Consider the following 13,074-nt stretch of genomic DNA (forward strand, 5'->3'; position numbering starts at 1 on the left):
TCATCACCATAGTTAAATTTATAATAATATTAACTTTAGTGACCAATAGTTATAAGTAAAAAAATACACTAATGTCACTTTCGACATGCATTCACTATAAAATTAGAGGTGTATCAAAAATATGACTATTTAAAATCCTAAATAATATGTGTTTTGATAATACATATTATTCCCTGACGCTCACAAATACTCATTCAAGGCCAATGAGTTATCTAATCTCATGCTTTTTACCACCGTTAATTAATAGATTAAATATAAGCTATCTTATTTAAAATTCACCAACATCAAAATTAAACCTTTATCACACAAATAAATACCCAAAAGGCATTTATTTATAAAATGGTGATTTTAATCACAAAACGTATTCCTTATAAACCTTATTGTAATCGCAAATGAGAGCGCTCTCATAACCAATCAAATCACAAAAGGCATTGAAATGAAAAAGATTTTACTTTGTTGTGCAGCAGGTATGTCAACCAGCATGTTAGTTAAGAAAATGCAACAAGCTGCAGAAGAACGTTCATTAGCAACGATGATTAATGCTATTTCGATTGCTGATATTGAAGATCATTTACCACAATATGATGTGGTATTACTTGGCCCTCAAGTTAAATATGAACTGGCTCGAATTACAGAACTTGCAACACCATTAAATACACCCGTTGCTGTTATTAATATGATGGATTACGGCACCATGCGGGGCGATAAAGTATTAGATACAGCCTTAGCTTTAATTGGTTAATTTATACCTCTTCTTTATTTTTATTATTTTAGTATCAATACAGCACGGCTTATACCGTGCTTGTAGGATTTATTATTGAAAGGAGTTCACTATGGGCCTTTATGTTTCGATGATGAACATCGTTGAAAATAAAATAGCACCCATTGCAGCTAAAATTGGCGGTCAACGTCATATTATAGCCATTCGTGATGGTTTTATTTCAGCCATGCCTTTTTTAATTATTGGCAGCATTATGTTAATTGTTGCTAACCCACCTTTTGATGCTGATACTCAATCATCTTTTGGTCAATGGTGGCTCCATTTCGCAAAAAGTAATTGGGACATAATTACTATGCCCTATTTTATGACAATGGGGCTCATGGGCATTTTTGTCAGTTTAGGGACCGCATATAGTTTAGCTAAATCATATAAATTAGATGGCCTAACCGCAGCGATGTTATCATTAACCGCTTTCTTATTGGCTGCCGCACCACAAATTCAAAATAAAATGTCGATGGACTTTCTTGGTGGTGAAGGGGTATTTACCGCAATAATTTGTGCATTATGGTCTGTTGAGTTAATTCATTTATTAAAAAAATACAACATCACTATCAAAATGCCAGAGCAAGTACCACCAGCGATTGCACGTTCATTTGAATTATTGTATCCCGTTATTGGTATTATGATCACGGTGTACCCTATTAGCTTATTCTTACAAAGCCAATATGGGTTATTACTTCCAGCGGCAATCATGCAACTGTTCCAACCGTTAGTCGCCCTCGGTGACACCCTACCCGCAATCTTAATCGCTTTATTAATTGCTAACTTATTATGGTTTGCAGGGATTCACGGTGACAATATTGTAACCGGCCTTCTTAACCCTATATTTATGGCAAACCTTGCCACTAACGCTGCTTTAATGTCAAAAGGCATGGATACCACGCAAATATTAACCGCCCCTTATTGGTCATTTTATATTTGTGTTGGCGGGTCTGGTTCAACATTAGTCTTAGCATTTCTTTATCTTCGTAGCCGCTCCATTCATTTACGTACCATTGGTAAACTTAGTGTTATCCCTGCCATCTTTAATATCAATGAACCGCTAATTTTTGGTTCCCCAGTAGTAATGAACCCATTACTTTTCTTCCCATTAATTATTGTTCCGATGATCAATGCAACTTTGGCTTATTTTGCTCTGCATTTAAATCTCGTTCAAAAAATGATTGCAATGGCACCATGGACAACGCCTGCTCCTATTGGCGCAATGATTTCAGCTGCTTGGGATTACCGCGCATTTATCTTAGTTATTGTACTGATGGTGATTGATACCGTTATTTGGTATCCATTCTTCAAAGCATATGAAAAACAATTAGTTGAACAAGAAATCGACACGACGCCTGCTATGGCTAATGCCTAAGTATTACATTGTTATTAAAGGAAATATCATGGATATCGAACAAACTATTATGGAATTATTGGTCACAGCAGGCAGTGCTCGAAGTGCATCATTAATGGCCATTCAAGCCGCAAGAAAAAATGATTTTGAACAAGCACAACATTTCATCGATGAAGCCAAAGCAGCCATTAATCAAGCCCATAAAATTCAAACAAATTTAATTGGTCTTGATGAAGGCGAAGGCAAATTAAAAGTGACCTTAATCGTCGTCCATGCTCAGGATCATTTAATGAATGCCATGGTGATTCAAGATTTAGCACAAGATTTTATTGAATTGTACCGTCGTACTTCTGCTTTATAAGATAAGGAATAACAACATGAACACAGCAAAAATTGCCATTATTGGTGGCGGCAGCAGTTATTCACCTGAACTTATTGAAGGTATTATTCAACGTTGGCAACAAATCCCATTGCATGAGATCGCATTAGTTGATGTTGAAAAAGGCCACAATAAAGTAGAGATCATTGCCGCATTAACACGTCGAATGTTAGATCATAATGGGCTCTCAGATGTTACCGTCAGCGTGCATTTTTCCCCAGATGAAGCCATCAAAGGTGCTGATTATGTTCTAACCCAATTTAGAGTCGGTCAACTACCTGCACGTGCCGCTGACGAACGATTAGGGCTAAAATATGGATTACTAGGACAAGAGACTACAGGCGTCGGCGGCTTTGCTAAAGCCTTACGTACTATTCCGGTTATGCTTGATATTGCTAAAAAAGTGGAACTACTCGCGCCAAATGCATGGATCATTAATTTTACTAATCCAGCAGGTATTGTTACCGAAGCAGTCTCACGTTATAGCAATGCAAAAATTATTGGATTGTGTAATGTTCCCGTCACTATGCACCATATGATTGCGACCATGCTGAACGCTGATTATAACGATGTACAGCTGCGTTTTGCGGGTCTTAACCATATGGTCTGGGCACACGAAGTCATATTAAAAGGTGAGAATGTCACCAACAAAGTGATTGAAATGCTTTGTGATGGTGCTGCACTTACCATGAATAATATTAAAGAAGAACCTTGGTCGCCTGAGTTTTTACGCGCATTAGGAGCAATTCCATGCCCTTACCATCGTTATTTTTATCAAACACAAACTATGTTACAAGATGAAATAAAACAAGCAGCTAATGAAGGCACACGAGCCGAACAAGTCATGAAAGTGGAACAAGAGCTATTTGAGTTATATCAAGATCCTAATCTTGATCATAAACCAGAGCAACTAAGCTTCCGTGGTGGTTCATTTTATTCAGAAGTTGCGATTGAACTTGTTTGTGCTATCCACAATAACTTAGGCACACGATTAGTGGTAAATACCACCAATAATGGTGCAATTATCGGCTTACCTGATGACGCCGCCATCGAAACAGATTGTATTATCGATAGCCAAGGCGCTCATCCCTTAGCCTTTGGACATTTACCTGATTCAATGCATGGATTAACCCAACAAATAAAAGCGTTTGAACGGTTAACTATTGAAGCCGCAGTTCATGGCAATAAAGAAGCGGCATTATTAGCATTAGTCACCAACCCTTTGATTGGCGATGCGCAATTAGCACAACCTATCTTAGACGACATACTTCGCATTAATGCTCAATACCTACCTCAATTTTCTCACTAACGATATGTATAGGAATGGCTTATTATGAGTCATTCCTATTTAAAAGAGATAATTTATGGTTACATTAGAAAATGTTGCAGCCCATGCAGGCGTTTCTCGCGCAACAGTATCGCGAGTAGTAAATGGTGACAGTAACGTTAAACTTGCTACTCGCCAACGAATAGAACAAGCAATTAGCGATCTTGGCTACAGCCCTAACCCTGCCGCTCGTGCGTTAGCATCCAGTCAAAGCCAAACCTTAGGCTTAGTCACTACCTCCTATCTTGGTGGTTTCTTTGGCATGTTAATGAATAATGTCCAAACAGAAGCCGATAAAAGCCATAAACAATTACTTGTCACACAAGGGGGAGGAACCGCAGCCAATGAGCTCAAAGCGATCACTAAATTATATAACATGCGCTGTGATGGTTTAATATTACATGTGCGTTGTATGACTGATCAGCAACTTATCGATTTATCGCAAACACATGCTTTTATTTTATTAGATCGACTCGTAATGGGCCTAGAAGCTCGCTGTATTAGCTTTGATCATCACTTAGCTAGCACACTCGCTACCCAATTTCTTATCCAACATGGTCATCGTCATATTGCTTGCATTAGTGGATCACAAACTCGCACCTCCAGTCGATTACGCTATCAAGGATTTATCGATACTATGGCGGCTGCAAAACTAACACCTATCGCCTGTATTTCAGGTCAATATGATTTACCTAGTGGCTATGATGCGTGCAATCAATTGCTTCAACAGCCTCTACGGCCAAGTGCGATTTATTGTTGTAACGAAGAAATGGCGTTGGGGGCATTATTGGCGATATCTGAATATGGGTTACGCATTCCTGATGATATTTCATTAATTTGCTATGACAGTGGCGAACGAGCAGCATTTATTTCACCCAAATTAACCAGTCTTCATTTTCCTATTGCAGAAATGGCAACCATGGCAACAAAATTATTAATTAATCCAACCCGCATATGTGCTGCTTTTGAGCCTACTATTATTGATCGGGGCTCAGTGAAATGTCTTCCGCTATCAACGAATTAATCAGACAACCTCTTAAATAAAAAGCAGTAATAATAAACTATTACTGCTTTTTTATTTAATCCATCAATGGCTTATTTATCAATAGTAAAAGTAAAGAATTGACTGGTGCCATTATCATTGTCACTCACGATGTAACCACTCGCTTTTTTATTTGTTTGGGTTTCAATCGCAATAGATTCCGCTTTTGTAATAATCGCTTTACCGTTATTTTTCAGCTCTTTAGTATAGCCAGTTAAATCAATTGATGATTTATTTGCTAAGGCTTTCAATGGTAATACACCAACAAAACTCCCCTGAATCGCGCCATCGCTGATGCTGCTATTATTATTACCTTCAACGGATGCAGTAAACAGCATGCTATCAGCATCTTTCCAATAATCGGCACCAGAGAAGCAAGCCTGTACACCATTAATTTTAGGCAATTGAACTTGATATACTTTTAAAGAAGGCAATGCTTGCGTTTTACCTTCTAAATAAGACATTAATTCATTTTTATCCATTGTGAAAATGGCATTTTTACCCTCATTACCTCTATTAAAGATAAAGATTTCATTACCAGTGCTCGCAATACCTTCAATATTGATTTTTTCTTGTTGAGTAAAGTTTGCTGCTTTATGCAGTTGAGCATATAAGTTAGACAGTGACAGTTTTTGATTTTCACCGCCATTGACAGGCATCAAATAAGCTTGCTCACGTAATACGGCTTTACTACCAGAACCCATCACTAAGTAATAAGGCTTATTAAGGTAATTAACCATTGTCATTGATTCAAAATCAGGCTTTATTTTGTAATTAATACGATTTTGTTCATTAACAGGAAAATGCTCAATCAATGTTTTGTTATTAATTTTAAAATCGTTATTAACACTAAATAGCCAAGGTGAATCATCACCTACAACCATGATTTTACCATTATTCACAACCATGCCAGAACCTGAAGAAAGATTATGATTAATGGTTGAATTCGCAATATCAAATGTAAATGAATGCGATGAATCAGCTGATGGTGAACAACCTGTAACAAGTAATGTTAGAGCGCTAAGAATACTAACTGTTGCTATTTTTTTGATATTCATTGGTATTTACACATTGAAATATTTGAGAGTAAAAAAATATTACGCTCATAATTCTAGCAAAAAAAGATATGCAAACATATATTCTATAAAACGCACTATAAAATAGCTTTAAAATTTAGTAATAAGCAAAATTTTAATACTAAAAATAATAATTGTATCTATATTATGTTTTGTTAATTAATTGAATTTTAAAAATATTATTGTTATCAATGCCAATATATTCACAAATAAACCCGATTATCAGTATAAATATTCTTTCTGGTTCTATTTTTATTCAATCCGTTTATTTTTAATACAACCAGAGATTTATCACCAAAAATAGATCTATATTGCGATGTTTTTTATCATTATAAAATGTATAAACGCCAACAATAAAAAGAGTAACCATAATAAATGGTTACTCTTTTTTATAGGATCTTCGTATAACGGTTACCCTAAATAATTAATGACGCACCGGTTTTGCTAGCCATACTAATGGAATCAGTAATAAACATAAGATCCCTGACAACCAAAATAAATCGACCGTTGACATCATATAGGATTGCCGAGTAATGACATTATTCACCGCATCAAGGTTATTGCCCATTGAATGAATAAACTGACTGACTTGATGATTAGCAACCGTAAATCCTTCTGCAATACGTGAATGGTGAAATTCCATTCGTTGATCCCACATCGTAGTAACAATTGATGATGAAAAACTACCAAATAAAGTCCGGAAGAATGTTGATAACGCGACCGCATTGGCTATTTGATCAGGTTTAACACTATTTACAATTAAATTTTGCAGTGGCACAAAAAAAGCCAACGTTGCCGCACCCTGAATCAATTGTGGCATCATAATATAATCAAATGAAGCCGCTAAATTATAAGTGCTTCGCCAAAATCCAACCACAGAAAAAATCAAAAATGCATAAGTTAAAATATAACGAATATCTATTTTTTGAACTAATTTACCAATAATAGGCGCACTCACAACCGCTAAAATACCGACGGGTGCTGTCGCATAACCTGACCATGACGCGGTATATCCCATCACCCCTTGTAACCACAGCGGTAACAATACTGTAGAGCCAAAGTAAACCATATACCCTAAGCTCATCACAATGACCGCAATCGTGAAATTTCGTTGGGTAAAGAAGCGAAAATTTACCACCGGGTTATCATGATACCATTCCCAAATGATCATACAGCCCCAAGAGAGAACAGCGACAAATGTTAATCCTAGAATTAAATTAGATTGGAACCAGTCATGATCTTTACCTAAATCAAGCATCATTTGTAGGCTACCCGCCGCCACTACTAATAGCCCAATTCCCATATAATCGACGCTTTCACGTTGGATTTTTGTTTCTTTACCTTTGAGTAGAAAAAACACTAACGCACTCGCAATAATACCGATAGGGGCATTAATGAAAAATATCCATGACCACGAGTAATTATCAGTTAGCACACCACCTAAAATTGGCCCCATAATGGGTGCAACAACAACCGTCATTGACCATAACGACATCGCTAAACCGTGTTTTTCTCTGGGGAAATTTCGCAATAAAATACTTTGTGATAACGGTGCTATCGACCCAGAAATAGCCCCTTGAATCACGCGGAAAAAAATCAACATTTCAATACTGCTCGACATGCCACATAGCATCGATGCAATAACAAACCCCATAGTAGCAAAGATAAATAATTTTACTTCACCAAAACGACGACTTAAAAACCCCGTCATTGGCATTGATATCGCATTTGCAGCACCAAACGCGGTGATCACCCAAATACCTTGATCGGTTGATACACCAAGATTACCCGCAATAGTTGGAATCGCGACATTGGCAATTGATGTATCTAAAATCATCATGAAAGTTGCCATTGATGTCGCTAAGGTAATCAATAGCAGTTTAACGCCTTTTAGTGGCACAGATTCATTCATTACATCACCTAAGCTTTAATAAGGCGGTTAACAAATGTCTCTACTTTGTTATCAACAACAGCCAAGCGTTCGTTCGTGGTCTTCTGTGCACTTTCATTGGCGGTAAACACAGCATAATCAAACGGTTTCGTCACTGTCGTTTTGGTGTCAACGGTCACTGTCATTGACATACCAACACGTAATGGATGTTGTTTAATTTGTTGTGAATCAATGTAGATACGGACAGGTACACGTTGAATAATTTTAATCCAGTTACCCGTCGCATTTTGAGCAGGAATTGCTGAAAATGCACTACCCGTACCAGCGCCAATACCCGCTACAACACCGCTATAGGTATATTTATCACCATAAAGATCAGACTTAATGGTAACGGGTTGTCCTGGCTGCATATTATGTAGCTGTGTTTCTTTAAAATTAGCTTCAACCCAAACATTATCTAATGGCACGATAGTCATTAGTGCTTGGCCTGCTTGAATTTGTTGACCCACTTGCACACTACGATTAACAACCATACCGCCTTTAGGCGCATAGATAGTGGCATTTTGTTGATCAAGGTAAACATGACGTAATTGCGCAATCGCCATTTGAACTTGAGGATTATCTAAAATGTTTTCTTGCGGCAATAATGTTTGTAGCGCTTGTAATTGTTTATTTAATGCAATTAAGTTTTGCTCTTTAATCATGACCGTATTTTTAGCATGCGATAACACTTCAGCTAATACTGAGCCATCTTTATCGCCCCCAATTCGACGCTTATAATCTTGCTTCGCTTGGGCTAACATAACTTTTTCTGCTGCTATTTGTGCTTTTAACTGCGCTATTTTCAAATAATTACTTTGTACATCGCGAACCGTATTTTTAAGGTTAGCTTCCGCTTGTTGTTGCTTTAATAACAATGGATTACGATTCAAGGTGACAAGCTGCGCACCTTGCTTAACTTGTTGAGTATCATCAACGTTGATGGCATTAACCGTGCCAGCCTCTTGTGCCGTGATCATTATTCGCTGGCCTGCAACATAAGCATCATCTGTACTTTGTGAGGTAGTCGGCATTAATAAATACGCAGCGCCTGCTGCTGCAATAACAATAAGCACAAAAACACTCATAATAGTATTGCGCTTTTTTTTAGAAGTAGAATTAAGCGGTTGATTTGTCATATTGAATCTCATCTTATTTATTGTGCTAGGTGACGGTAGTTTATTGTTAAGCGTGATAACCACCACCGAGGGCAACAATAAGTTGTAATTGATTTTGTAACGTAGCGTTATCAGCATTCGTGGTTTGAATAACCTGCTGATGCCATTTTATTTGTGCATTATTCATTTCTGAAAAGCTGGCTAATCCACGTTGATAGCGATGCTTAAAAATCATATAGGCTTGCTGATATTGCGTGGTTGATGCCACGGTAAGCGCTTGTTGTTGTAATGCTTCTTGTAAATTAACAATCGCATCAGAAGCTTGTTTTACAGCCGTAAGAACAGATTGGTTATAAACCGTCACTGCTTGATCATAATGAATATTTGCCGACGCATAATTAGCATCACGTACGCCACCGTCATAGAGCGGTAAGGTTGTGGCAATGGTTGCACCACTTAAAAACAGATCGGCTGGGTTCATCGAAGATAATTTTTGAAAAACGCCCATGACCATTAAATTCATATCAGGATAATAAGCTGCTTTAGCTTGTTTTATTCCTTGTTGATTCGCTTCAACCAACCATTTATTCGCAATAATATCCGCGCGACGCCCCAATAAATTCATTGGAATCGTCGTCATGGTATTCAATTGATTTATTGGGTGTGCATTTGGCGTTAATAGCGTTCCCAATTGCTCTGGCGTTTTAGCTAAATATAACGCTAATTGGTTTTTTGCTAATTGCTGTTGAGTAACCGTCATTGAAAGCTGTGCTGATAACTTATCAAGATCGCCTTGCTGTTGAAATAATTCAGCTTTGCTTGCGAGACCACGTTTAATTTGATCGCTAATAACGGCTTTTTGCTTATTCGTTTCACGCAACAACAGCTGAAGATTTTGCTCTAAGCGGTAATTATTCTGTAAAGTAAAATAACTACTGCTAATAGCCGCAGACAACAGTAACTTCGCTTGTACCGCTTGCGCTTCTAATGATAATTTTTGATTGGTTGCAGCAGCAATGATTGCCTTATTTTTACCCCAAAAATCAAATTGGTAAGAAAAAGAAGGCAGCAACATTCCTAATGCTGAATATTCTGCATTATGAGGGGATAAAGAATCTAAATTTGCCCCTATTGCCCCACCACTAATATTGAGATTTACGCTTGGTTTATCACCCGCTTGAGCTAAAGCAACCTGCTGAGTGGCTAATTCAATACGCTGTTGGGCTTGCTGCAAGGTTAAGTTATTCGTCAACCCTAATGTAATTAATTGGTTTAATTGCAGATCATTAAATTGAGTCCACCAATCCGTTTTTATGTCGCTAAGATCACGCTGATATAAATGAACTTGTTGGGCGGTTAGTAGTGAATGATGTTGTGGTTCAGAGGGTGGAATCATACTACATGCCGATAATAGCAACACCGCCGCCAAAGAAGATGCGGTGCGAGTGATATAAAATGCTTTCATTTTTCGTCCTAAATTACTTTATGGTATAAAGTATAAAGTGGAATCGATTGTTGTTATATACACTACAAAGGAAAAGACTGTTGCAGACAAAAAACAATAAAATTGGCTTTGATTTAAACACGATCGCAATATTCGCACGCGTAGTTGAACGCCAAAGTTTTACGCTAGCGGCGACTGAATTAGAATTAACAAAATCAACAGTAAGCCGAAAAATTGCAGAATTAGAACGTTATTTAGGAATTAGATTATTAACTCGCTCAACACGCCAATTAGTGTTAACAGCTGAGGGAGATACTTTTTACCGTTCTTGTTCACAGATTCTAGACGTCTTAGAACAATCTGAACTTGAAGTCACCGCGAGTCACGACCTAGTCTGCGGCACCTTAAAAATGGTCATGCCCGTAGAGGTAGGAAAAGGCTTTTTTGGCGATTGTATAAAAGCATTTATGGCTTTACATCCTAACTTAAAAATACATCTTGAATTATCAAACCGTAAAGTTGACCTTATTAAAGAAGGCTTTGACGTTATGATACAAGTTGGCGAAATTGAAGATTCATCATTGATCGTCAGAACGTTCCATCATTCAACACGCGTCTTAGTAGCAAGCCCTCAATACATAGCACAGTACGACTTACCCCAAAGCTTGGCCGATTTAAAAGCGCCTCATCAACAAATTAAAATGATCAGTAGTGTTCGTACGGGGAATAAAAATGTATTAGAAGGCCTACCTTATCGTTTTAAGGTCAATACATTAAGCGCCGCATTAGATCTCTGTTTAGATGGTTTTGGAATTACCTACATTCCAGAATTTTTGTGCCGTAATCTTATTACTGAAGGAAAATTGGTCCATATTTTACCCAGCCTTTATGCCTCACAAGTTCCTATTCCCATCAGTTTTATTTATCCAGAACGCGATTTAATGCCTCGACGGTTACGTGCATTTATTGATTTTACAATCACACGTTTCCAAGATGAAATTCAGCGACGTAATCAGGAAACAGCTAATCATTCCAAATAAAGTATGTTATTAACGGAGGGGTTATCAAAGAGTAATCTATTTATTAATATCAATGACCATAATACTATTTTAAAGGCGTCATAATGGCTCCTTTAAAATAAGTAAAATAAAAACAATCAAACTTTGCATAGATATACGTATATTGACGTCGCTTTACATCGCAATAGGTAACATAAAGCTATCGTTTATATAGGCACAAAGTCATGACAACAACTCGCAATTTTATCTGGGCAATGATTGCCACAATATCAGCCTTTTGGTTTGCGATGGAACCGCAATTATTTACTTCAACCAATCTCTTTGAATGGCGATCTTCCATTATTCAATACTCCGGCATTTTATCTTTGATATTAATGTCCATCACTATGATATTAGCCATGCGTTTATCTATGGTTGAGAACTGGCTTAATGGCATGGATAAAGCTTATCGAGTACACAAATGGTTGGGTATCAGTAGCATCGCACTCGGTATCTCACACTGGTTATGGTGCCAAGTTCCTAAATGGCTGGTAATGTCTGGCGTATTAACAAGACCGGTTCGTCAGCATAATTCAAACCCAGCGGCAACTGAGTTTAGTTGGAATGCGTGGGTCAATAATTTACATGGCTTTGCTGAAAATATTGGGGAGTGGGGATTTTATTTACTATTGGCCTTACTGATGATCTCGCTATGGGCCACGGTAAAATATAAACCCTTTAAATTATCACACCGCCTAATGTCAGTTGCCTATTTACTTATCGTTGTTCACTCAGTATTACTACTCAAGCATGCTTATTGGGGAGAACCTATTTATTACCTCACATTCGGCTTTGCTTTTATTGGCTCTATTGCGGCAATATATAGTTTATTGGGTTTTGTCGGACGCAGTAACCGCCACGCTGCTGTTATTGTCTCGACGCGTTATTTTCCACAAGCTGAAACAATGGAATTAATATTAAAACCAAAGAGTGCTTGGCAAGGACATACAGCAGGACAGTTTGCATATTTACGGTTTGGTAATGAAGATCCACATCCATTTACCATTGTTTCAGGCACTACCGACCCCGAAATACGTTTTTTAATTAAAGCCTTGGGGGACTTCACTACGGGATTGTACGAACGGGTAAAAATAGGTGATGCAGTAATGGTTGAAGGTCCCTATGGCCGTGTTAATTTCGACCTTAGCAAGCCACAAATATGGATTGCTGGTGGTGTTGGTATCGCTGCTTTTTTCGCTACCTTAGAAACACTTAAAGGAAAAACGAACAATCCTCAAATAGATTTATTTTATTGTTGTCGAGGTATTGATAATAACTTAGCTGATGAGTTGTACTCTCTGACACAGCAAGCTGGCGTAAGGTTAAACGTAATAGATACCCTCCATTCACCGCGATTAAATATCAACGACATCGCAACTCAATGCGATAACGTAAATGATTATGATTTTTACTTTTGCGGGCCAGAAATCTTTTCAAAAACATTAAAAAAAGAGCTCGGTGCACGCTCCTTTGATATTGAGAAAAATTACCACGAAGAATTATTTGTGATGCGCTAAAAAACACATAAAAGAGATGACATATTCCTGCTATATATATCAATAATATGGCGGCAAAGGTAACGC

General features: G+C 37.5%; 11 protein-coding genes. 7 read left to right on the top strand and 4 right to left on the bottom strand.

What is annotated here, in order from left to right; translation table 11 throughout:
* Window positions 1–436: 436 nt before the first annotated feature.
* The 5 genes from CZ809_RS05840 to CZ809_RS05860 all read left to right on the top strand — a co-directional run bounded on the left by CZ809_RS05840 (window position 437) and on the right by CZ809_RS05860 (window position 4,847).
* The gene (locus CZ809_RS05840; RefSeq protein WP_080156435.1) at window positions 437–742 is read left to right on the top strand and encodes a PTS sugar transporter subunit IIB; all 306 of its coding nucleotides are present in this window, start codon (window positions 437–439) and stop codon (window positions 740–742) included.
* 91 nt (window positions 743–833) lie between these two features.
* Entirely contained in the window at window positions 834–2,138 is a 1,305-nt protein-coding gene (locus CZ809_RS05845) for a PTS sugar transporter subunit IIC (RefSeq protein WP_080156436.1), read from the top strand.
* A 28-nt stretch (window positions 2,139–2,166) separates the two neighbouring features.
* Complete coding sequence (locus CZ809_RS05850; RefSeq protein WP_080156437.1) at window positions 2,167–2,478, top strand: PTS lactose/cellobiose transporter subunit IIA; 312 nt, start codon at window positions 2,167–2,169, stop codon at window positions 2,476–2,478.
* A gap of 16 nt (window positions 2,479–2,494) precedes the next feature.
* A complete protein-coding gene (locus CZ809_RS05855; protein ID WP_080156438.1) occupies window positions 2,495–3,805 on the top strand; it encodes a 6-phospho-beta-glucosidase in 1,311 nt (436 codons plus the stop codon).
* A 55-nt stretch (window positions 3,806–3,860) separates the two neighbouring features.
* On the top strand, window positions 3,861–4,847 hold the full coding sequence (locus CZ809_RS05860; RefSeq protein ID WP_080156439.1) for a LacI family DNA-binding transcriptional regulator: 987 nt from the start codon (window positions 3,861–3,863) through the stop codon (window positions 4,845–4,847).
* A 71-nt stretch (window positions 4,848–4,918) separates the two neighbouring features.
* On the opposite strand, the gene CZ809_RS05865 is transcribed toward CZ809_RS05860, so the two are convergent.
* From CZ809_RS05865 to CZ809_RS05880, 4 genes are all read right to left on the bottom strand, one after another.
* Entirely contained in the window at window positions 4,919–5,923 is a 1,005-nt protein-coding gene (locus CZ809_RS05865) for a DUF6929 family protein (protein ID WP_080156440.1), read from the bottom strand.
* A gap of 442 nt (window positions 5,924–6,365) precedes the next feature.
* A complete protein-coding gene (locus CZ809_RS05870) occupies window positions 6,366–7,853 on the bottom strand; it encodes a DHA2 family efflux MFS transporter permease subunit (RefSeq protein WP_080156441.1) in 1,488 nt (495 codons plus the stop codon).
* Between the two features lie 8 nt (window positions 7,854–7,861).
* Window positions 7,862–9,010 carry an HlyD family secretion protein gene (locus CZ809_RS05875; RefSeq protein WP_080156442.1) on the bottom strand — a complete coding sequence of 383 codons (1,149 nt, stop codon included), beginning with the start codon at window positions 9,008–9,010 and terminating at the stop codon, window positions 7,862–7,864.
* Between the two features lie 46 nt (window positions 9,011–9,056).
* Entirely contained in the window at window positions 9,057–10,454 is a 1,398-nt protein-coding gene (locus tag CZ809_RS05880; protein ID WP_080156443.1) for an efflux transporter outer membrane subunit, read from the bottom strand.
* An 80-nt stretch (window positions 10,455–10,534) separates the two neighbouring features.
* Between CZ809_RS05880 and CZ809_RS05885 the strand changes: the two genes are divergently transcribed.
* Window positions 10,535–11,473 (top strand): LysR family transcriptional regulator, encoded by a 939-nt coding sequence (locus CZ809_RS05885; protein WP_080156444.1) that lies wholly within the window; start codon window positions 10,535–10,537, stop codon window positions 11,471–11,473.
* Window positions 11,474–11,676: 203 nt separating this feature from the next.
* A complete protein-coding gene (locus CZ809_RS05890; protein WP_080156445.1) occupies window positions 11,677–13,008 on the top strand; it encodes a ferredoxin reductase family protein in 1,332 nt (443 codons plus the stop codon).
* Window positions 13,009–13,074 lie beyond the last annotated feature (66 nt).

The organism is Photobacterium piscicola, from assembly GCF_900166965.1.
GTDB lineage: Bacteria > Pseudomonadota > Gammaproteobacteria > Enterobacterales > Vibrionaceae > Photobacterium > Photobacterium piscicola.

Excerpts from the sequence above, each read along its gene's own strand:
- CZ809_RS05850 (WP_080156437.1), top strand. The coding sequence starts at position 2,167 with ATGGATATCGAACAAACTATTATGGAATTATTGGTCACAGCAGGCAGT.
- CZ809_RS05890 (WP_080156445.1), top strand. The coding sequence starts at position 11,677 with ATGACAACAACTCGCAATTTTATCTGGGCAATGATTGCCACAATATCA.
- CZ809_RS05865 (WP_080156440.1), bottom strand. The coding sequence starts at position 5,923 with ATGAATATCAAAAAAATAGCAACAGTTAGTATTCTTAGCGCTCTAACA.
- CZ809_RS05845 (WP_080156436.1), top strand. The coding sequence starts at position 834 with ATGGGCCTTTATGTTTCGATGATGAACATCGTTGAAAATAAAATAGCA.
- CZ809_RS05870 (WP_080156441.1), bottom strand. The coding sequence starts at position 7,853 with ATGAATGAATCTGTGCCACTAAAAGGCGTTAAACTGCTATTGATTACC.
- CZ809_RS05840 (WP_080156435.1), top strand. The coding sequence starts at position 437 with ATGAAAAAGATTTTACTTTGTTGTGCAGCAGGTATGTCAACCAGCATG.
- CZ809_RS05860 (WP_080156439.1), top strand. The coding sequence starts at position 3,861 with ATGGTTACATTAGAAAATGTTGCAGCCCATGCAGGCGTTTCTCGCGCA.
- CZ809_RS05875 (WP_080156442.1), bottom strand. The coding sequence starts at position 9,010 with ATGACAAATCAACCGCTTAATTCTACTTCTAAAAAAAAGCGCAATACT.
- CZ809_RS05880 (WP_080156443.1), bottom strand. The coding sequence starts at position 10,454 with ATGAAAGCATTTTATATCACTCGCACCGCATCTTCTTTGGCGGCGGTG.
- CZ809_RS05855 (WP_080156438.1), top strand. The coding sequence starts at position 2,495 with ATGAACACAGCAAAAATTGCCATTATTGGTGGCGGCAGCAGTTATTCA.